Annotated in this window: 20 protein-coding genes; 10 read left to right on the top strand and 10 right to left on the bottom strand. The window is 32.4% G+C overall.

Going from position 1 to position 22,069, the window contains the following annotated elements:
• Positions 1-192: 192 nt before the first annotated feature.
• Positions 193-1,620, top strand: a complete 1,428-nt coding sequence (locus tag U0D62_RS18735) for a hypothetical protein (protein ID WP_322288862.1) — start codon at positions 193-195, stop codon at positions 1,618-1,620.
• 95 nt (positions 1,621-1,715) lie between these two features.
• On the opposite strand, the gene U0D62_RS18730 is transcribed toward U0D62_RS18735, so the two are convergent.
• The 3 genes from U0D62_RS18730 to U0D62_RS18720 all read right to left on the bottom strand — a co-directional run bounded on the left by U0D62_RS18730 (position 1,716) and on the right by U0D62_RS18720 (position 8,160).
• A complete protein-coding gene (locus U0D62_RS18730) occupies positions 1,716-3,014 on the bottom strand; it encodes a reprolysin-like metallopeptidase (protein ID WP_322288861.1) in 1,299 nt (432 codons plus the stop codon).
• 431 nt (positions 3,015-3,445) lie between these two features.
• The gene (locus U0D62_RS18725) at positions 3,446-4,900 is read right to left on the bottom strand and encodes a SusD/RagB family nutrient-binding outer membrane lipoprotein (protein WP_322288860.1); all 1,455 of its coding nucleotides are present in this window, start codon (positions 4,898-4,900) and stop codon (positions 3,446-3,448) included.
• Positions 4,901-4,911: 11 nt separating this feature from the next.
• Positions 4,912-8,160 carry a SusC/RagA family TonB-linked outer membrane protein gene (locus U0D62_RS18720; protein ID WP_322288859.1) on the bottom strand — a complete coding sequence of 1,083 codons (3,249 nt, stop codon included), beginning with the start codon at positions 8,158-8,160 and terminating at the stop codon, positions 4,912-4,914.
• 333 nt (positions 8,161-8,493) lie between these two features.
• Here U0D62_RS18720 and U0D62_RS18715 point away from each other — a divergent pair, with 333 nt between their 5' ends.
• The gene (locus U0D62_RS18715) at positions 8,494-9,951 is read left to right on the top strand and encodes a hypothetical protein (RefSeq protein WP_322288858.1); all 1,458 of its coding nucleotides are present in this window, start codon (positions 8,494-8,496) and stop codon (positions 9,949-9,951) included.
• 97 nt (positions 9,952-10,048) lie between these two features.
• Positions 10,049-10,447, top strand: a complete 399-nt coding sequence (locus U0D62_RS18710; RefSeq protein WP_322288857.1) for an acyl-CoA thioesterase — start codon at positions 10,049-10,051, stop codon at positions 10,445-10,447.
• Here U0D62_RS18710 and U0D62_RS18705 read toward each other — a convergent pair.
• The 4 genes from U0D62_RS18705 to recF all read right to left on the bottom strand — a co-directional run bounded on the left by U0D62_RS18705 (position 10,439) and on the right by recF (position 13,042).
• Positions 10,439-10,735 (bottom strand): DciA family protein, encoded by a 297-nt coding sequence (locus tag U0D62_RS18705; RefSeq protein ID WP_322288856.1) that lies wholly within the window; start codon positions 10,733-10,735, stop codon positions 10,439-10,441. The genes U0D62_RS18710 and U0D62_RS18705 overlap by 9 nt on opposite strands.
• Positions 10,735-11,148, bottom strand: a complete 414-nt coding sequence (locus U0D62_RS18700; RefSeq protein ID WP_322288855.1) for a lipocalin family protein — start codon at positions 11,146-11,148, stop codon at positions 10,735-10,737. The genes U0D62_RS18705 and U0D62_RS18700 overlap by 1 nt, the downstream gene beginning before the upstream one ends.
• Positions 11,145-11,867, bottom strand: coding sequence for a YqjF family protein (locus U0D62_RS18695; RefSeq protein ID WP_322288854.1), 723 nt, complete (start codon positions 11,865-11,867; stop codon positions 11,145-11,147). The genes U0D62_RS18700 and U0D62_RS18695 overlap by 4 nt, the downstream gene beginning before the upstream one ends.
• Positions 11,868-11,953: 86 nt before the next feature.
• Positions 11,954-13,042: a DNA replication/repair protein RecF gene (gene recF / locus U0D62_RS18690; RefSeq protein WP_322288853.1), complete on the bottom strand. Its 1,089-nt coding sequence runs from the start codon at positions 13,040-13,042 to the stop codon at positions 11,954-11,956.
• 136 nt (positions 13,043-13,178) lie between these two features.
• On the opposite strand from recF, the gene U0D62_RS18685 reads away from it, so the two are divergent.
• The 7 genes from U0D62_RS18685 to U0D62_RS18655 all read left to right on the top strand — a co-directional run bounded on the left by U0D62_RS18685 (position 13,179) and on the right by U0D62_RS18655 (position 19,520).
• On the top strand, positions 13,179-13,949 hold the full coding sequence (locus U0D62_RS18685; RefSeq protein ID WP_322288852.1) for a tetratricopeptide repeat protein: 771 nt from the start codon (positions 13,179-13,181) through the stop codon (positions 13,947-13,949).
• Between the two features lie 58 nt (positions 13,950-14,007).
• Positions 14,008-14,505, top strand: a complete 498-nt coding sequence (ribH, locus tag U0D62_RS18680; protein ID WP_322288851.1) for a 6,7-dimethyl-8-ribityllumazine synthase — start codon at positions 14,008-14,010, stop codon at positions 14,503-14,505.
• Between the two features lie 192 nt (positions 14,506-14,697).
• Positions 14,698-14,988, top strand: coding sequence for a riboflavin synthase subunit beta (locus tag U0D62_RS18675; RefSeq protein ID WP_322288850.1), 291 nt, complete (start codon positions 14,698-14,700; stop codon positions 14,986-14,988).
• Complete coding sequence (gene mutL, locus U0D62_RS18670; protein ID WP_322288849.1) at positions 14,988-16,862, top strand: DNA mismatch repair endonuclease MutL; 1,875 nt, start codon at positions 14,988-14,990, stop codon at positions 16,860-16,862. Before U0D62_RS18675 ends, mutL begins: the two co-directional genes overlap by 1 nt.
• 7 nt (positions 16,863-16,869) lie before the next feature.
• Positions 16,870-17,622: a rhomboid family intramembrane serine protease gene (locus U0D62_RS18665; protein WP_322288848.1), complete on the top strand. Its 753-nt coding sequence runs from the start codon at positions 16,870-16,872 to the stop codon at positions 17,620-17,622.
• Between the two features lie 4 nt (positions 17,623-17,626).
• Positions 17,627-18,499 carry a rhomboid family intramembrane serine protease gene (locus tag U0D62_RS18660; protein WP_322288847.1) on the top strand — a complete coding sequence of 291 codons (873 nt, stop codon included), beginning with the start codon at positions 17,627-17,629 and terminating at the stop codon, positions 18,497-18,499.
• A gap of 34 nt (positions 18,500-18,533) precedes the next feature.
• On the top strand, positions 18,534-19,520 hold the full coding sequence (locus U0D62_RS18655) for an endonuclease/exonuclease/phosphatase family protein (protein ID WP_322288846.1): 987 nt from the start codon (positions 18,534-18,536) through the stop codon (positions 19,518-19,520).
• An 18-nt stretch (positions 19,521-19,538) separates the two neighbouring features.
• Here U0D62_RS18655 and U0D62_RS18650 read toward each other — a convergent pair whose 3' ends face one another.
• From U0D62_RS18650 to U0D62_RS18640, 3 genes are read right to left on the bottom strand one after another with little or no spacing between them, the layout of a single operon-like run.
• A complete protein-coding gene (locus tag U0D62_RS18650; RefSeq protein WP_322288845.1) occupies positions 19,539-19,847 on the bottom strand; it encodes a DUF6122 family protein in 309 nt (102 codons plus the stop codon).
• An 18-nt stretch (positions 19,848-19,865) separates the two neighbouring features.
• Entirely contained in the window at positions 19,866-20,807 is a 942-nt protein-coding gene (locus tag U0D62_RS18645; RefSeq protein WP_322288844.1) for a hypothetical protein, read from the bottom strand.
• A 12-nt stretch (positions 20,808-20,819) separates the two neighbouring features.
• Positions 20,820-21,980 carry an MBOAT family O-acyltransferase gene (locus tag U0D62_RS18640; RefSeq protein ID WP_322288843.1) on the bottom strand — a complete coding sequence of 387 codons (1,161 nt, stop codon included), beginning with the start codon at positions 21,978-21,980 and terminating at the stop codon, positions 20,820-20,822.
• Between the last annotated feature and the right edge of the window lie 89 nt (positions 21,981-22,069).

The following is a 22,069-nucleotide window of genomic DNA, read 5'->3' as shown; positions in this document are numbered from 1 at the left end:
GTTTTCAGACATTTAGGGGTATGGAATATACATATACGTGTTCAAATCTAGATGTTTTTTTTCTCCTATCAAAAAATAAAAAATGAAAGATAGGGGGGTAGGGTATTTTTTTTAGGACGCGTTTTATTTATGTGAGGCATTGAAATAGTCTCTTTTAAAAAACATTTGAATAACCCCTAAAATATATATACGATGAAAAAACTTAGTATTTGGTGTGTAACGATTTTTACACTGTTAATTGGATTTACTTCTTGCGAACTAAATGAGGAATTTGACCGTTGTCCAGAGATAGACATCAATATAGAAAATGAAGCTGGTAGTGCAGTATATCGTTTTGTAGCGCAAATAGAAGGTATCGAAGATATCAGATTAACCTGGTCAATTGATGGAGAAGATATCGAAACAGGAAATTTAAATGATATTGCTGATCAAATTTTGGATTACAGATTTGAACCAGGTTCTCATACAATTTGCGTTAGAGTAACTGATGAAAACTGCCCAATCCAGGTATGTACAGATATTGTAGTAGAAACTGATGAAACAGATCCTTGTCCTGATCTATTTTTTGAAGCGAGACAATATGAAAGACCATCAACCTACAAGTTTATAGCAGATTTTAGAGGGATTGAAGAGATATCGTATGGATGGTTTATCAATGGAGAATTGGTAGAAGATTCATCCCCAAATGAAAGAAATTATTTGATCTGGGATTTTAATGAACCAGGGAGATATGAAGTATGTATCAAAGCTGAAACTGATGAATGTCCAGAAGGAGCATCGTATTGTAAAGTAATTGAAATTGAAGAAGTTGATGAAAGATGTCCAGAAATTTCTTTTGATAAAGAGATGGTACCTGATACTGATGATACATATGTGTTTGAAGCAAGAATTGAAGGAGCTGATAATGCTAATGAAATGGAGATACTATGGTATGTAAACGGAAACGTTGTTGAAAACTCTACAGATCCTAATGAAAGTGCAAGAGTATTAAGGTATCAGTTTGAGCCTGGAGTTCACGAAGTATGTCTTAAAGTAATTACACCAGATTGTGAAGAAGGAGTAATCTATTGTAAAGAGATTAGAGTAGGAAGATGTCCTGAACTATTTTTCCTTGCAGAACAAGATGGAGATAATCCAGCGTACTATTTCCAGGTAGAATTTGAAGGAGCTGACCAAATAGAATGGTTAGGTTGGTATATTAACGGAGAGTTTGTAGAAGATTCTAACAATGGAGATAATAATAGATTTTACTATCAATTTGAACCAGGTAGATATGAAGTATGTTTGATGACAGAAACACCTCTTTGTCCTGAAGGAGCATCTTACTGTAAGGTTATAGAAATAGAAGATCCTAATGCCTCTTGTCCAGATCTATTTTTTGAAGCCGAGCAAGATGGAGACAACCCTGCGTATTATTTTTACCCAAGAGCTTTTGAAGGTATGGATGATGTTACATTAGAATGGTCAGTTAATGGAGATGTTGTAGGAAATACTCCAGGAACTAGTAATGATCCTTTCTACTATCAATTTAATCCGGGTACTTATGAAATATGTCTTTTGGTAGAAACACCAAACTGCCCACAAGGAATTAGATACTGTAAAACAATAGTTGTCGAATAATAAAGTTGGTTAGGTTAGATTAATTAGGTTATTCCCTGGGAGCTGCCATACTTCCAGGGAATTTTTTTGTCTATATAATAGATTCAATTTTTAAATTAAAATTCTTCACCGCCGCCGCCGTTAGAACAATCTACATATTCAACTTCTGTACTAAACCATTCTGAAGTACCACAAGAATTTGTTCTTCTTACTTCAAAAACATACCAACCTGGAGATGGAGTAAAGTTTACTGTTCCAGTGTTACCAACATAATTGGTAGAGGGACTATAAATGATCGATAAACTAGGGAATCTACGTAAACGTATTTGATGTGTTGTACCCGATTGTTGAGGCAAAATACTATACGTATTACCATTATGACTTGAACAAAAATAATCTGTTCCTCCCACGCCGTTACCAAACTCAACATAATCAACTATAGCGTCTCCTATCCAAATATCTCTTCGGATTGTATGGGTTGGTGTCGCGGCTTGTATGAATCCAGAGCCATTAAATGAACTATTAACTGGGCTTACAGATATACCGTTGTTTGAAGAAGATAAAATCTGAAGATTAGAGGATGTAGTCCAATTTATAGGAATACCATCATTTTGAATATTATAATTAGTTGATCCACTACAAATTAAAGCTATGCCAGTTATATTTAAAGGAGGGAATAAAAAATCTATCGCAGAAAAATCTCCGGCACTAAAATTATCTATAGAACAAGCTTGACCACCATTCATTACAGATTGAGCATCTGTGCTGGGTGTTCCTGGGATTAAATTGCCACCAGATTGATTGGTATGCATAATTCCCAAATTATGACCTAACTCATGCTGTACATTTGAAATTCTCATGTTTTGCGTGATAGCAAAACCACAAGCGTTAAAATCTGGATTTATCCAGATTCTGGTACCGGGCAAGCCATCTGCGGTAGGAAATTCTCCTCTCCCGAAAACATTAGGAGCTAAGGTCGTTGCCGGATCATGGGTGTCATACATGATCTCAATGTGTGCATTTGCCAGAGTAGGAGTAATATTTAAAAATAAACCAGAACTAGCATTATTCCATCTATTAATAGCGTTTATAGAAGCATTTCTCCAATCATTATTCATTCCTGTATTTAAAAATACATTAACGTTATTTATAGTAACAGAGTTGGGATGTTCTCGTTGTCTGGTATTAGAAGTATTAGGGCTATGATATTTTTTGTTCTTGTAAAAGACTATATCCCCAACGACTAAGTAATATGTTCCTTTATCCTCGATTTCATCGTCTGAAAATCCCCAGGATTTTAGTGTGTCAAATACAGCATCTGTTTGTTGGATGTTATTATCTTCTGATAAATAATCATCTTCAGAACAACCAATGAAAACAGTAAATAATAGGCTTAAAAAGAGTATTTTTTTCATTTGTGTGAATATTTAATGATGCCCTACTTTGTTTTGGAGTGTTCGGGTCAGTTTTTTCTCCTAGAAATTGATTTGTAAAGTTTTACGGGGTTTTGATTAGTGTTTTTCTGTTTTAATGAAATCTAGCGTAGTTGTATGACAAGAACTTAAAAATAGAACTGTCAATATCTTTAAATAGAGCATATATTCTTTGTGCTAGAATACTATGAGATTATAAAAAGAATTACATGCTAATAAGAAGATCGAATAAAATGAATTGTGCAAATATTTTTCATGATGTGTATTGGTTAATATTATTACTTCTAATGTACTATAATTACCCTATAAAAAATATCAATGCTTTGTTAAATCCTGAAGTGTATTCAGGGATTACTTCACAAAAAAAGAGGCCTATTATAGACCTCTTTATTATAAAAGTTGCGATATGATCACTAATTAAGGTCCCAAAAAAGTTTGGTTTCTGCTAGATCTCCACCTATGGCAGTGGCAGCAGCATCCCAATTGGTTCCGTTTAGGGTTTGCTCTACGATAGGATATGTATATCTGGTAGGAAAACCTGAAACCGCTTCAGCAGGAGTTGCCAACAAAGGATAATCCAAAAGTCGTATGGAAGTCCAGGCTTCAATCCCTCTATTAAATAATGCCAGCCATTTTTGATTACCTATTACTTCTTTCCAAGGTACTGTAGCTGTACTTGTAGCTAGAGTTGTATCATAATCTACTGTTGGTTGAGCTAAATATGTTAAGGCATCAGCATTTGAACCTCCCCAATATTCTATAGATTCGATAATACCAGCGTCATAATGACTTTTTGCTGTACCTCCAACAGTAAAGTTTCTTGCAGCTGCTTCTGCTAATAGAAATTCAACTTCAGCATAATCAAAAATAACACCAGGAGCTGTTGCTTCTTCCACCTGGTCAGAAACATGAGAATGTGAAGCAAAACTTGAAGTACTTCCTATGTTACCGCCAATATAAGTGCCTGTTCCAGGTACTTCTTCAAAATATAACGGTCTTCTGGGATCGTTTAAAGTATTCATCATATCTATAACTGTTACTGCGGCAACAAAATCTTGTCTTCCGCTCAATACTAGATTTGCGTGTACAGGATTTGTATTAGGGTCAGCAGATAAATAAGTGAAATTAGCATTGTCCAAGCGACTTGAGAAGACACCACTGACAACGGCTTCTTCTACGGTAGTTCTTGCAAATGCATTGTCTACATCAGACATCAAAATACCCATTCTTAATTTAAGAGAAGCAGCAAATTTTTTCCATAAAGTTACATCTCCGCTATAGATATTGTCTGCAGAGCCAAAACTTCCATTTGAAGTGTCCAAAGCATTGATAGCAACAGTAAGTCTGCTAATCAAATCTCTGTATACAGTTTCTGCATCATCATAAACGGGTAATAAATTATCAATATCCAGGGCTTCAGAATAAGGAACATTTCCAAAAGTTTCTACCAATACACTATATGCATATATGGTCAATACTTCTATAACCTGTAACTTATTTGCTTTGTTGTCTATATCATCTGGTAATGAATATTCTGTAGCAGTAATAATTTTAGAAGCTTCATCAAGATCTTTTAAAACATCTTTATATAAAACACTCCAATGAGTTTCAGGAATGGTTCTGGTTACCTGATCATAATTACTTTCATCTGTATAAGTGGTTTCTTGCAGATACTGAGCCCAAAGCTTGGTGTTATTGTTATTCACATTTAAATCAACCATTTGATCGACTAAATTTTTCTGGGCACCTGTAAATAGGGTTTCTCCTGGAACGGAAGAAGGGTCTTTAATATTCTGATTTAGATCTTCTAAATTATCAGAACAAGAAGCTATAATTACTGCTGTAATTAATATTATTAATTTTTTCATCGCTACTATTTTTAGAATTGTACTCTTAAATTAAAACCAATGTCTCTGGTGGTAGGTAAGGAACCTGTAGAATATCCTTGTAGGTTACCAGAACTCAAACCACCCTCAGGATCTTCATGAGGAATATTTTTGTGAATGATCCAAAGGTTAGAACCAATTGCGCTAATAGTTACATTATTGATAAACGTGTTTTCTAATAGTTTTTTAGGAAGTGTATAAGTCAGTGCAACTTCACGCAATTTTACATAACTAGCGTCATACACAAAAGCAGCATCCGGAAGACCTCTTCTATATCCAAAAGCACCAAAACGATCTGCTCTGATTCTTGTGGTATTTGTGCTTCCGTCAGGATTTACTCCAGGATTGATAAAACCACCTCCGTCGGCTAATGAATTTCTTACGGGGTTTCCTAGATCATTAATAAAAGCAGTTTCTTCATATAATCCTGTCGCTCTTCCGTAATATTGATCTAAAGAGAAAATACTACCTCCTTGTTGAATGTCGATTAAGAAACTAAGAGCCAGGTTTTTATAATTAAACTTGTTTGTGATCCCCATTAACCAATCTGGGTTAGTGTCTCCAATTACATTATTAGATGTAGAAGTTTTAATATACTGACCATTTGCGGGGTCTACAACCCGTTGCCCGTTTAAGTATGTATAATCTGTTCCTTGTATTACACCATATGGTTGTCCTGCAGATGCATTGATCGTAATACCACCTTGAAAAGACCCTAATTGAAGATTTTCAATACCATCTTCCAGAGAAACTACCTCATTTTTGTTTTTTGACCAGTTTACAGATGCGTCCCAAGAAAAATCTGCTGTTTTAACTGGAGTTCCGTACACAGATAATTCTACTCCGTTGTTTTCGATTTCTCCAGCATTTAAAATTTTAGAAGTGTACCCTGTTGCGGTACTCACTGGTACTCCAAAAATCTGATCAATGGAGTTGTTCTTGTAATAAGCAAAATCAAAACCAACTCGATTGGCTAAAAGTTTCATTTCCAAACCTAATTCAAGACTTGTAGTTCTCTCTGGTTTTAGGTTAGGATTCTTTTTTATATCGCCTACAGATGTACTGGCGCTTCCGATAGGAGTATTTATATTGTAACTGTCATATAAAAAGTCAAAAGGAGCACTGTTACCTACCTCGGCATAATTGGCTCTTATTTTTCCGAATGAAATAATTTCTGTGTGTATTACATTGGAAAATACAAAACTTGCTGCAATAGATGGATAGTAAAAAGTACTGTTATCTTCAGGTAATGTAGAAGAGTGATCTCTTCTTATGGTACCATCTACAAATAACATATTCTTGTATCCTAAAGACGCACTGGCATAAATACCGTCAACACCTACCTTTTGATCTTGTTCAACAGGTAGTGGTAAAGGATCTACACTATTTTGTAAAGAATATAATCTAGGTACACTCAATCCACCGCTTGTAGAAGCTAAAATAGATTGAAAATGATTTCTCCTGATATTAGTACCTAGGATACCTTTAATATTTAACTCTTCATTTAAGTCTTTGTCAAAGTTTAGCATTAAATCGTAATTGGTCTCGGTATTTTGAATATTTCTACGCGAATATCCAGAATCTACATTACCTCGACTTACTCCAAAATTACTGGCAACACTACCATTTGCTCTGCGTTCTTCTTGCAGCTCAGAATAAGTATCTGTTGCTACTCTACCAGTAATATTAAACCAATCTGTTACGATATAGTTTAAAGAAACATTACCTAAGAATCGATTTCTGGTGTCTGATTGAAAATTCTCATATCTTGTCCAATAGGGATTATCCCAATAAATAGGAGCAGATCCGGCATCTCTTGAGGCAGGATTCCAGGTTATATTTCTTCTGGTGGCAAAGTAGATATCTCTTTGTTGTTTGATATCTACATTGGTTTGCCACCATTGTTTAAACATTCCGACAATATTGTCTCCATAACCAGTAGAATTACGACCTAAACCATCTGTTTTGATATAATTTGCAAAACCAGTAGCCGTTAGTTTTTCATTAAGATTAAAACTTCCGTTCATAGAAAAGTTATGCCTCTTAATTGAACTATTAGGCATAAGACCTGATTGATCAAATTGAGTATAGTTTAATCTAAAAGCTCCTTGATCAAAGCCTTGATCTACCGATATAGAGTTTGTAATAGTAACTGGCGTTTCAAAAAAGGAAATAGGACCATTCTTTGCATTTACCCAAGGAGTTGCGGTTAAATAGTTTGGAGAATCCGGATCAAAAGCATCCCATTGATATACTAAAATATTAGGATCAAAAGCTTGACCATAAGAAGCATCTTCTGTTAAAGGTGTAACAAAATCTAAATTACCATCACCATCAATATCCACTAAATCCAGATAACTATCTTCATTTGGGCCATAATAAGGACCATAGCCAGCACCATATTGTGTTTGATACTTCGCAAAAGTGCTTTTGTCAATAGATCCAAATGTTATTCCTGAGTTAAGAGTAACTCCCATCCCTTTGGATTTATCACCTTTTTTGGTAGTAATCATAATAACACCATTTGCCGCTCTGGAACCATATAAAGCTGATGCAGCAGCACCCTTAAGCACATTAATAGATTCTATGTCTTCTGGGTTAATATCCGAAGCTGCGTTTCCATAATCATAATATCCGCCTCTTGCTTGTCCTTGACCTGCTGTATTCGTATTCGTATTATTAATAGGAACTCCATCAATCACGAATAAAGCCTGGTTACTTCCTGTTAATGAAGCATTACCTCTAATTACAACATTGGTAGAACCACCTAAGTTGTTGTTTCTTTTAATCTGAACCCCAGAAGCTTTTCCCGATAGAGAGTTTACAAAATTTGAAGTTTTTACCCTGTTTAAGTCTTCTCCTCCAACTTCTTGAGTAGAATATCCAAGAGATTTCTTATCTCTTGAGATTCCGAGAGCTGTAACTACAATTTCATCTAGTTGAGAAGCAGAAGGTACAAGTTGGATGTTAAGGTTTTTTTCATCTCCAATAACTACTTCTTGATCTCCAAAACCGAGATAACTAAATACGAGAGTGTTTCCTTTTTCTACCTGAAGAGAAAATAATCCATCAAAATCTGTTTGAGTTCCGTAGCTGGTGCCTTTTATGACAATATTTACACCAGGCAAAGGAGAGCCGTTGTCGTCTGTGACTTTACCATCCACAGAACTTTTTTGAGCAAACGAGAGTTGCATCGCTAATACTGATAGCAGTATTAACAAGTTTTTTGTTAATAATTTCATTATTGTGTAATAATTTATTGGTTTGTGGCGCAAAAATGAATAAAAGATTAACAAGTGATTGTTAAAATCAATGGTTAATTATTGTTTTTAACAAAGAATTATCTTTTTATTTGTAAGGAATTATGTTAAATACGACTAAATAATATTTTTTACTTTTTAAATTTTATTTAAAACTGTAGAATTAGGTTTTGCTTAGAGGGAAAATAGGGGGTTGCGGGATCTTTTTTTGATTCTAATTTAATTTTTATACATTGATCCATAATAAATAAATTCATAAATATGGTAGGGTAAATGGTTGTATAAACGTTATACTTATATCAAAACATGTTTATTTTGAGGAGATTAATTACATATTTTAGAGTTTTATTAATAGTGCAACTTGTACTATTAAATTCTTGTGTTAATGATGATTCCTTTATTCCGGATAACTCTGGAGATGATATCACAGCCAGTACTGCTGTGGTTAGTATTCTTAATGATTTTCGCGCTGTAGATACTTCTTCTTTAGAGAATGAGCTTTGTTTTAGGTTTGTTTATCCAATTATTTTGGGATACAATAATGATTCGACAATACGAATAGATAATTTTAGAGGCTTGATCGATGTGATTTCAAGTCAAAGCATCAATTTCAATATAACAGGATTAGAGTTTCCTATTCAGATTATATATAGAAATAGTGATGGTCCTATAACTATCGAGAATGAAACAGCTTTGATAAGCGTGCTACGAGAATGTGGGTTTGATACTCTACGTGATGAGTTAGATAAGTTTTCTGATAGGTGTTTTACATTTGATTATCCGATTACCTTACTATCACAAACTAATGAAGAAGTTACCGTTGATTCTGCCGAGGAATTTGATGTGTTCTGGCAAAATCAAGGAGTAGATTATCAGCCAAGATTTAAATTTCCTGTAAATGTTCTTGTGGCTCCCAATTCAACTGAAGTGGAGATTAACACATATTTCGGGTTTTATAGAATTATAAACAATTGTGAGTTTTGTCCGCAGTTAGGGTTTACTTCAGAAGTAACTAATAACTTAGAGTTAGAATATAAGTTTGTTGCAAGTTTTCCTGATTTACAACTAGTAGATAAATATAAGTGGTACATAAATAATGAGTTCATAGAAGAAGATGGGGTAGGTGTTCAAGGTGACAATATGTTAGTACATAGTTTTAATGCTTCTGGAACGTATCAAGTATGTATGAAAGCAGATATTGCTGATTGCCCAGAAATGGTTGTTTTTTGTAGGGAGATTGTAATAGATTCATTTTGCCCTGATTTGTTTTTTGAATTTGAACAGGAACCTGAAACTCTTGGATATAATTTTACAGCAAGTTTTAATCAAATAACTGATGTTACATATCAATGGTTCCTCGATAATGATATGGTAGAGTCAGATGGTGGAGCAAATGGAGATAATATGCTGTTTTTAGAGTTAACACCTGGTACGCATAATATATGTATCAGAACAGAAGCTACTTCTTGTCCTCAAGGCACAGAGTTTTGTAGAGAGGTTATGGTAGAACCTATATGTCCTGACCTGGCGTTTACAATAGAACAACAAGGAAACACATCTAGCTATGACTTTATTGCTGCATTTTCAGGTATTGATACAACGCCTTTTGAATGGTTGGTAGATGGAATGGTTGTGGATAATGGAGGAGGTGCTGGAGGAAATAATACGCTTACTCGTCAATTTTCCCCTGGTACTTATACGATATGTATAAGAGCAGAATCAAATACTTGTCCCGATGGCACGGAGTTTTGCGAACAATTAGTAGTTAATTAGATAGGTGTCTTTTCAATTTTTGTTTCTTTTTTCATTTCTTACTTTTAAAAACTTCTGTTTTATTTTCGGTAATTTTGTTTGAAAATAAAGTGGTAATATGAGGTATCATACTCGTAAAGTAGTGAAGCATGAAGATCTTAATCCTGCTGGGGCATTGTTTGGAGGTAGATTATTAGAATGGATAGATGAAGAAGCAGCTATCTATGCAGTTATTCAATTACAAAGTAGAAGAATAGTAACCAAGTATATGTCAGAAATTAACTTTGTAAGTTCTGCAGTTCTGGGTGATATTATAGAAATCGGCATGGATGTAGTAAAATTTGGAATTACTTCTTTAGTTCTAAAATGCGAGGTGAGGAATAAGCTCACCAGAAAAACGATCATAAAAGTCGAAAATATTACCATGGTTAACCTTAATGAAAAAGGAAAACCTTCTCCACACGGAAAAACTAAAATAGAATTTGTAAAAGACCGTCTTAAAGACGAATTATCTTAAGATTAATTTTTTGATCAAACTTCTACCCAATCCTTCATTAAGGTTGGTTATGATTCTTTCTTTTCCATAACTAAGTTCTTCGCGCAATACAGAAGAGGTTAATTGTACGTATAATGTATCTCTATCTAGTTTGATATTTTGAGTGTACTTGGTAATGGCAGGTCCCATAATTTGCTCCCAGATATCTTTAACCTCTACTTTATCAAGCCCTTTTTGAAGATTGTTGTCACTTACAAAATCCTTTAATACATCACTAAGGCTTTGATGCTCATTTTGTCTTTTTGCCATTATAATTCTATCTTTTGATACCTCTTGTAAAAGTAAACATTCCCAGTCTCATTTTTGATAGTCATGGTATTTTCTTTTATAGAAATAATAGTTTCTTTCCAATCGTCAAGAGTATTCTTATAATAGATTCTTAAACTGTCGTTTTCTACTCTAAGAGAAAAGGATTCGTTATTACCACTGATTATAAAGTTGCCATTGAGTTGAGGTTGTAGTTTTTTTCGAATACCTGTAGAATCTTTAACCTCAAAAAAATCAATACTTTGATTGAAGTTGTATTTTTTTTCGCTTCCATCAGGTCTTATAACTCGCTCTATCTCCCAATAACCGGGTAGGTGTTTAATATATTCTTCAGGATTAGTTTTTGTGCAAGAAACTATCAAAATGAATACTATGTAAAATTTTATTCTGTTCATTTTTTAACTTTATTCTTTCCCCAGGCGATCACTTGAATACCAGGAGAGTAATTAATTATATCAGGTGTAGAATGAATAAGGTCACTAAATCTAGGATAATTGATATTTAATTTGCTAATCTTTACTTCCTGAATGGGCCATTCAATATGATGAATTTCGAATTGATTTATAGAACTACGGGTATCTTGAAAAAGAGCATATCTCTCAGTTAACCATTTGTCTGTAGCAGTTTTGTTGGTCACCTTTTTTCCTAATATGTATTCAAAATTTAATTGATCCTTAAATTTTTGATTTCTAGAAGTGAAACTACTTTTTTCTCTTTTCATTTCTGAAAATCGGTATGGTAATTCAGAGATACCTTTTGCTATTGCACAGGATATTCTTTTATCAGCTTCGATGCTTAAAAAATAAACACCAGGTTTTCCTTTAAAACGTACATAAGTTCTAATATTGGTTTCGTTAAAATTAGAAACAGGAGGAAACGAAGGTAAATTTTTAGGCCTTATTTTTTCCATAGCAAATACCACAGCCGAAACCCAGGGTTTTTGTTCAAATAGATCTATTTCTAATTCTTTAGGAACTTGTTTTCTTAATATGTCATAGTCCACTTCCCAATGAAGAAATATAGCATTATTCCATTCTTGATAGAATTTCCATGGTTTGTCAGGAATTTCCCAAGGTCTGTGCTTCGTAGTATGTAGTATTTCTTTGGTTTTCATTTTTAGATAGCCGAAATAGCAATCCGTTTTTTAAAATTCTTATGGTGTTACTTTTAAGAAGTGATACCATGTTAGATATTTAAAAATCACCTGCTTTCTAAATTAATGATTTTATATGATTGAGAGATTTTTTTTACAACACTTTCGGTACGTTCAGCATGGGTGTCACTAATAAATAATTGTCCAAAATTTTGATCGTCAACAAGTTTTATGATATGTTCAACTCGCTTTTCATCAAGTTTGTCAAAAATATCATCTAAGAGTAAGATTGGATTTACTTTACTTTGTTTTTTTATAAAATCGAACTGAGCTAGTTTTAAGGCTATCAAAAACGATTTCTGTTGTCCCTGACTTCCAAACTTTTTTATAGGATATCCTTCTATTTCAAATATTAAATCATCTTTATGAACCCCAACACTGGTGTATTGAAGCATTCTGTCTTTTGCTATATTTTGCTCGAGTAGTGTTAATAGATCAGTTTCATGTAATTTACTTTGATATGCAAGAGCTACATTTTCTTTACCAGAGCTGATAGCTTCATATCTATGAATAAATATTGGAACAAAAGTTTCTAAAAACTCTTTTCTTTTTTGATGTATAACGCTACCATATTCTTGTAATTGCTGATTGTAAACGTCTAAAGCTGTAGGGTCAAAACTATGGTTGGCATTAAAATATTTTAATAAAGAATTACGTTGCGAAACAATTTTACCATATTTTAATAGTATAGAAAGGTAATTGGGGTCACTTTGAGAAATTACTCCATCAATAAATTTGCGGCGAGTACCACTTCCTTCTGTAATTAAATCTCTGTCGGCTGGAGAAATAATAACTAATGGTAAAAAACCAATATGTTCACTAAACGTGTCATATATTTTACCATTGCGTTTAATTATTTTTTTCTGACCTCTTTTAGCGCTAACGATTACTTTTTCATCTCGTTCCATTTTTTCATAACTACCTTCAATCATAAAAAAATCAGCATTGTGCCTAATGTTTTGACCGGTAATTGGATTGAAATAACTTTTACCAAAAGATAAGTGGTAGATAGCGTCTAGAATATTGGTTTTTCCTACGCCATTGTTTCCTACTAAGCAATTTATCTTATCATCAAATTCAAAATTGATAGATTCAAAATTCTTGTAATTAAGTAAAGAAAGAGATTTTAAAATCATAAATCGTTGATCTTCAACGGATCGTAATTATAATAAAATTCGTAATTAATCTGTGCAAATTATTGAAAAATAATAAATAGTTGTGCTTTTAATTATGAATAAAAATTTTATTTTTGCCCTTCATTAAAGAAAATTTATGGCAACTTACAAGAAACGCGGATACAAACCGAAAAATAAAGCCGAAGAAGTAGAGGTAATAGAAGATCAATCTACCACTGCAGAGGTGTTTAATACCTTGGATGAAGGAGCTTCAAAAACAGAAGAATGGGTTGCGGCCAATCAAAAGTATATATTTTCAATTGTTGGAATTATCGCTCTTGTTGTTTTAGCTTACCTTGGATATCAGAAATTTATTCAGGAGCCTAAAGAACAGGAAGCATCTAATGAAATGTTTAAAGCACAACAATATTTTGACAATGCTGTTAATGGTAACAGTACTCTTAGAGATTCTTTATATAATTTATCACTTAATGGAGGAGAAGGTAAATATGGTTTTTTACAAATCATAGATAACTATGGAGGTACTGATGCAGCAAACTTAGCTAATTATTATGCTGGTTTTGCATATCTAAATATGAATAAATATCAAGAAGCAATTGATTATCTTGATAAATTCAAAAGTGATGATGAGATGCTAGGTCCATTGGCTATTGGAGGTATTGGAGATGCATTTTCTCAATTAGATCAAGTGGGAGAGGCATTAGGATATTATGAAAAAGCTGCAAATACTAAAACTAATGAGTTTACTACTCCTAAGTTTTTATTAAAAGCAGCAATAACAGCTATATCTTTGGATAAACCAGAAGTAGCAATTCCTTATTTAGAAAGAATTAAAAATGAATTCGCAGGAAGTGCAGAAGCTAACCAAGTTGATGTACATTTAGGAAGAGCAAAAGCAATGCAGTAATTTATGGTTTTGAGTTTTTAGTAACTTTAAACTACAAAAGATACCATTGACACATACTATGGCAACAGAGAATAAAAATTTATCACAATACGATAAATCGACAATCCCAAATGCGAAAAATTTTCGATTTGGGATTGTTGTTTCAGAATGGAATGATACTATAACTGAAGGCTTGTTTCAAGGAGCATTTGATGCTTTGAGAGATTGCGGAGTGATGAAAGAAAATATAGTAAGGTGGAACGTTCCAGGGAGCTTTGAACTTATTTATGGTTGTAAAAAAATGCAAGAAAGCTATGATATGCTTGATGCAGTAATAGCAATTGGATCTGTGATTCAGGGAGAAACTAAGCATTTTGATTTTGTATGCGAAGGAGTTACTCAAGGAATAAAAGATCTTAATATCACTAGTGATATCCCGGTTATTTTTTGTGTACTAACAGATAATAACATGCAACAATCCATCGACCGTTCAGGAGGTAAGCATGGTAACAAAGGAACAGAGGCAGCAATCGCAGCAATTAAAATGGCGCAATTGCGCAAAGAGGCTAAGTTTTAAGCTGTAACTATTTCTAGATATTTTTGTGGTTTGCCTATTCTACAGGTAATTAAGAATTCCCGTATTAATTGCGCTGCTTAATCTATGATTTATAAGGCTGGCATGATCCTTGTTGTTAATATCTTGATGTTATTGTAATGCTAAAAGATTTAGATTACAAAGCAATTTTAAGTACCTTTGAAACTATATATTATGGGAATCTTCAAGACGCGAAAAAATAAAAAGTTTAATTATTCACCTAGATACTGGGATGATAATGGAGAGGGTAGTCCATATCAAATGGAACATAAGTTTGATAAATACCGTAGTACGGTAGGTAAGAACAAAGGGGTTAAGACTACTTTAAAAACAGCTTGGGAAGAATTAAGACATGATTCTGATAGAAAGGTAAATAATCGAGTTTTATTGATTGTTGCTATATTACTTCTTATTTTTTTATATCTCATAGATTTTGATTTGTCAATATTCTTTACCAGTTCTTAATGTCTGACATCATACAACTATTACCAGATCACGTAGCCAATCAAATTGCCGCCGGAGAGGTTGTTCAACGACCCGCTTCAGTAGTAAAAGAGTTACTTGAGAATGCAATAGATGCAAAAGCCGATCAAATAAAATTAATTATAAAAGAAGCAGGAAAAACACTTATCCAGGTTATTGATAATGGTGTAGGAATGAGTGTTACTGATGCAAGATTGAGTTTTGAGCGTCACGCTACTTCAAAAATAAAAGCAGCAGAAGACCTTTTTCAAATAGATACTAAAGGATTTAGAGGAGAAGCATTGGCTTCTATTGCTGCAATAGCACATGTTGAGCTTAAAACCCGTCAGGAATCAGATGAAGTAGGAACAGAGATAAAGATTGAAGGTAGTGAAGTTACCTCACAAGAAGCTTGTGTTACTACAAAAGGAACTTCAATTAGCGTAAAAAATCTTTTTTATAATATACCAGCAAGACGTAATTTTTTAAAATCTAATGCAGTAGAACTTCGTCACATTATAGATGAGTTTCATCGAGTAGCTATGGCGCACCCTGATATTAGATTTGATATGTATCATAACGGTAGTGAGGTGTTTAATCTGCCTATATCTAATGATCGCCAAAGAATAGTTCATATTTTTGGGGGAAAGACTAATGAAAAATTGGTTCCTATTAAAGAAGAAACTGATTTAGTGACCATAGGCGGGTTTGTAGGCAAACCAGAGTATGCTAAAAGATCCAGAGGAGAACAGTTTTTCTTTGTTAATGATCGATTTATTAAAAGTGCCTATTTAAATCATGCGGTAAATGCTGCCTTTGAAGGATTGTTAAAAGATAAAGCACATCCTAGCTACTTTATTTATTTAAAAGTAGATCCTAAATCAATAGATATTAATATTCACCCCACAAAAACTGAGATTAAATTTGATGATGAACATGCATTATATGCAATGTTGCGTTCTACAATAAAACATAGCTTAGGGCAGTTTAATGTAGCTCCAGTCTTAGATTTTAATAGAGATTCATCAATGGATACGCCTTATGAATATAAAAGCAAAATGGCACAAGCTCCAAAAATTGAGGTGGATCGAAGTTTTAATCCTTTTAAAGATGAAAAAGGAACTGTAACAACACCTTCGACCAAGAATTATAGTTCTTTTAAAAAAGAATCAGCAGGAGACTGGGAGAATCTTTATGTAGGTCTTGAATCAGAAATGGCTACTCCTGAAAAATCAGACGAAGGATTTTCTTCAGTTCAGTTTGAAAGTGCTGAGGTAACGGGATCTTTATTTGAAGGAGATAAAAAAACAGAATTAGAGCATAATACCACATACCAGCTTAGAAGAAAGTATATTGTAACTACCATAAAAAGCGGGATGGTAATTATAAATCAGCATCGTGCACATCAGAGAATACTGTATGAAGAATTGTTAAAAAGTATAACAATGGCAAATACAGTAAGTCAACAATTGTTGTTCCCTATAAAGCTTTCTTTTTCTAAAAAAGAAATAACTTTGTTAGAAACAGTAAAAGAACAGTTACAAAATACAGGATTTATTTTTGGAGACCTATCTGAAGGTGAAGTAGAAATTACTGGAATCCCTACAGTTGCTACAGAAAAAGAGATATCACTTTTGTTAGAGCAACTGTTAAGTGATCTTGAGAATGAAGTACCGGATAGTGGTTTTTCACAAACAGATTTATTAGCCAGATCGATGGCAAAGAGTGTAGCTATTAGAACAGGGGTGGATCTTGATTTAGAACAACAACAGTATATGGTTAATAGTCTTTTTGCCTGTACTGAACCAAAAATAACACCAGATAATAAGCCGACTTTCATCACGTTAACAGTAGATGAGATCGATAAGAAATTTTAAAATATAAATGGGAAGAATTACAGATACAGTAAAGGTTTTATTGATTATAAATATTATTGTTTTTGTTGGATCAATAAGTCTTGGTGATAATGCATTTCAATTTTTTGCTTTATGGTTTCCAAAAAATGATAATTTCCAAATATGGCAGATCGTTACGCATATGTTTATGCATGCGGATGGAGGTCATATTTTCTTTAACATGTTTGCTTTATACATGTTTGGAAGTCATTTGGAAAGTGCAATTGGTCAGAAAAAATTCCTCTTTATTTATTTTTCTTCAGGATTAGGGGCTGTAGGATTTCAAATTTTATTTACTTATTTTCAATTTAATCCTGGATTTCAAGCGTATATTGAAGCTGGTTTTTCTCCAAGTGAGATTACAGAATTTATTCAGAATACAATATCATCCGGGCAATATAAAGTTTATCCTAATATCCCTCAGGATTTAACAGAGAGAATGATAGGAGCGTATGCTACACCTATGGTAGGAGCTTCAGGAGCAATTTTTGGAGTGTTAGCAGCTTTTGCTGTATTGTATCCTAATTTACCTTTGTATATAATATTTATACCAATACCTATAAAGGCAAAATATCTTATCGGAGGATATTTCTTATTAGATTTATACGGAGGGATAACAGGTCAGGCTATTCTTGGACCTTCTAATGTAGCTCATTGGGCGCATATAGGTGGTGCAGTAATTGGGTTTATTACTATGTGGTACTGGAAAAAGAATTCGTTTAATCAACATCGTTGGGATTAATATTATGGCAGCAAACTCATTGACATATCAGTTTAAAACGGCTAATATTGTTATTAAACTTATAGCGATCAATACGGTTATTTTTTTGTTCGCAACACTAGGTTCCTGGATTTTTAAAACCAATCCAGAGTCTTTGATGAAGTGGTTTGTATTGCCTACAGAGATTAATGCTTTAGTATTACAGATTTGGGGATTACTTACCTATAGTTTTTTACATTTTGACTTCTGGCATATCTTCTGGAATATGCTCATGTTATATTTATTCGGACGATTTGTTTTAAATTTATTTAATGAAAAAAGGTTTCTAACAATCTATTTATTAGGAGCTATATGTGGAGGGGTATTATTTGTTTTGGCTTACAATCTTTTTCCCGTTTTAAGTGGGAAAGTTGGTTATCTAATAGGAGCTTCTGCTTCTGTATTGGCTATTGTAATCTTTATTGCATCTTATACGCCAAATACCGAAGTGAGACTCATCTTTTTTAATGTTAAACTATGGCATATAGGTGTATTTGCTGTGTTATCTGATTTAATACAGTTACCTAGTTCTGGTAATGCCGGTGGTTTAATAGCACATATGGGCGGTGCAATTTTTGGATATGCATATGCTATCCAACTTAAAAAAGGTAATGATATAGGGGCTTGGTTTGAAAAAATGATTGATGGATTGGTTACTATTTTTAAGCCTTCTAAAAAAAGTCCTTTAAAAACAGTTCATAAGTCTAAAACTCGAAAAACATCTGCCAAGAAAACTCCAACCCCAAAGAATCCAAATCAGGCTCAGATAGATGCTATCTTAGATAAAATTAGTAAGAGTGGTTATGATAGCCTGACAAAGGAAGAAAAAGACTTTTTGTTTAAAGCGGGGAAGGAGTAGGTGTATGAAGAAATTGATCAATAAGATAGTTTTTTTGACAAATTCTATAGCAGCTTTTGCTTTATTATTGTCCTACTTACTACCTTATGTATCTCCCAAAACATTTCCATTATTATCGGTGTTAAGTCTCGCTGTACCAATTCTTATTGTGATAAATGTTCTGTTTTTAGTGTATTGGGCAATACTTCTCAATAAAAAAGTAACACTTTCTCTGGTAGTTTTAATTTTAGGTTTTTCTCATGTAACCTCACTATATAAGCTTAGAGGTAAATCTTCTGATGATATAGAAAATAGTGTTTCTTTATTAAGTTATAATGTGCATAGTTTCAATCGTTTTGATTGGATAGATTCTAATACTATTCCGCAGGATATTTCAAAATTGGTGAGAGAACAAGATCCTGATGTTTTTTGCGCTCAGGAATATTATAATAACTCTAGTATTGATTTTAGTCAATATGATCATAAGTATGAATACTTTAATCATAATAGAAAAGAATTGGCTTTGGTTATTTTTTCTAAGTACCCTTTTGTGAATAAAGGATCTCTTAATTTTAAGAACACGGCTAATAATGTCATTTTTGCTGATATCGTAAAAGGAGTAGATACGGTTAGAGTATACAATATTCATTTGCAATCACATAGGATTAGTTCTAAAACTGATGATTTAGCGAAGGCAGATTCTCAAAAATTATTAAAACGTATTGGAGTCTCTTTTAAAAAACAGCAAGATCAGGCAGAACATTTGATTACTCACATGAAATCTTCACCATATAAAAATATTGTGATGGGAGATTTTAATAACACGGCATATTCCTATGTATATGATAAAATTAAATCTGAGAATTTACAAGATACATTTAAAGAAGCGGGAAGGGGGTTTGGTAAAACGTTCAAGTTTGAATTATTTCCTGCCAGAATTGATTTTATATTGGTTTCTAAGGATTTTGAAGTCTTAAATTTTGAGAGTTTTGATGAAGAATTATCAGATCATTACCCTATTTATACTAGGGTTAGGTTTTAAATACATTTCATTTCTGACCTACATCATCCAACAATCTAATTGATCTGTTATTATATGCCAAAGTAAAGCAAAACCGAAGACCCTGGTTTTTTTGAGAAATAAAGCTCCTGTGTATACAAAAATTGCATAGTAGCTATGTAAAGGATGAAAACCTATACTACATCGGTTTGAATCAAAAATAGGACTTGCTAGAAGGTGATCTAAATCAATTAACATTGCACCTAGAAAAATAAGATATACTTTTTTCCATTGTTTAGGAAAGAAGATCAATGCAATACCTAAAGGAATTAATAAATGAAATCCGTAATGTACGATCGTTTGAATCATTATTGTATAGAGAGAAGGTTACTTGTTTTCAAAATAGGTTCCTAAAAGTGGGCCTAATAGTTGAGAATATTTCTTGGCCCCTATATTATTAAGATGATTATTATCAGATAAATATTTTGAATCGGTAATAGTCTTAATGAATTTCTCAGAGTATTTTATTTTTAGACTATCTGGTAGCTCTTGGAACAAGGGTATTACTATATTTTTTTCTTTCTGATTTCTATATGTAACAGGTAAGAAGAATACTACTTTAGAGTTATATTGCTTGCCTAATTTTAATAAATGATTAATGTAATTCTTATGAGTGTTTAATTCTTCATTTTGTTTAAAAGAAGAGTTAATTTCTTTATAGGTGATAAAAGGTGTTGTTGAATTAAAATTATTTTCATTTACAGAGACAAAACCCATCAATCTTTTTTCGTCATTTAAATTGGGTTGTCCAAGTACTTCTTTTATATTTTCTTTTACTGTTAATTTAGAGAAAGAATAATGATTTAATACATTTAGGGTATTGAAGAGTTTTTTTCTGACGTTTTCATATTTATTGAATTGATTAAAGCTTTTTAACAGGTCTAGGTTAACTTCATCCGAGAATTTTATAAGCCCTGTCGCTAATTTTGGAATTACTGGTGATAGCTCAATAAAAATTGTACTAGACTTTTGTTTTTTAATTAAATATTCTGCTAGAATACAATTGCTTAAAAAGGTGGAACCACTGATACCTACATTATGAATATTTTTGTTATTAAAGTTTTTCCTTAATATTTCGGGATTTATACTTTTTTGAACTCTACTAGATCCGACAAAGTAGTAAGAAGTATTATCAACATTTGATAAGTTATTTGCGATATTTGAAAAGTTGCCTGTTTTTTCTTTAGCTATATTTTTAAAGAGAAATGTTGTAGACAACAAAATTGTTCCATAAACAATTAGTTTTACGATTGTTTTTTTTATTTTCATGACTTTTGTTATTTAGAATAGAATATAATAATTGTCTACTCCAGCATTTATTCCAAATATTAAAATGATAAGTGTTAATTTGGAATAAATAAACCACCTAATTAATGCAGTTTTTTTATGTATATAAATGTCAAATCTTTCATCTTTAGCTTTTCTATAATGATAATCCATTATTATAAATGAAGAAATAATTACAATGATATTTATATATTGCTTTTGAATTATTTCTACTGGAAAATAATTAGGCTTTAGAATAATTTTTTCCGTCATAAAAAATAAATCAGAAGATATAAAAATTAGTGCAAGAATACATGAAAAAAAAATATGATAAATAAACCCGGTTGCTTGTCTTAGATTTGGATATGGTAACCTATGAATGTTAACCTTTTTTTCAAGTATAATCCATAGCCCATTCATTATTCCCCATATTAGCAATGTTAAAGTCAATTCATGCCATAGGGCAATTAAAATGAATGTAGTTAAAAGAATTAGATTCAGGTATTTTCTTTTTCTATCTTTTTTAGCAAGTACAAAGAAAAAATAATCTCGAAACCATTCATTTAAAGTAATATGCCATCCTTTCCAAAATTCTTGGCGTGATGATGAAAAATATACTCTGTTACGAAAATTATCATTAAGCTGTATACCGAAAATTTTAGAGACTCCTTGAAAAAGATCAATAAACGAGCTAAAATTACAGTATAAATAAAGAAAAAAGAGTAATCCTAGAATAAGGTAATAAATTCCACTAATTTCTGAAATTATCAATTTATTCATTAATACAAAAACTCGCTGAGCAATTACCATATTTTTGAATAATCCCCAAAGTATAAGGCGTAGTCCTTTGGAAATAGATTCATTAGAAATAGATATCTTCTTAAATTGATTAATAAGGTATTTTGCTCTATGTAAGGGACCCGAAAATATTGCAGGAAAATAAGTGAGATACAAAAGAAATAAGAAAAAATTCTTTTCTGGTTGGATGTATTTTCGTTTGATATCAATTAAATAACTTATACCGTTGAAAGTAAAATAGGAAAGCCCTATTATTTTAAAAACGAACGACCATTTAAACCATTCCAGGAGTTGTATGTTTTTTGAATTATAATTTTCAAAATGAAATCCGATAGTTGTTGCTTTAGCAACTATTAAAGGAATCAAAATAACAACCACGGCTATTTTAATTTTTGATAAATTATGATGTATTGTGAAACCTAATTTATAAATTATATAAGCTAAGAGGATTAGAACGAATACTTTAT

This window comes from Aquimarina callyspongiae, from assembly GCF_034322225.1.
Lineage (GTDB): Bacteria > Bacteroidota > Bacteroidia > Flavobacteriales > Flavobacteriaceae > Aquimarina.
This window is presented reverse-complemented; position numbering and strand designations above follow the sequence as displayed.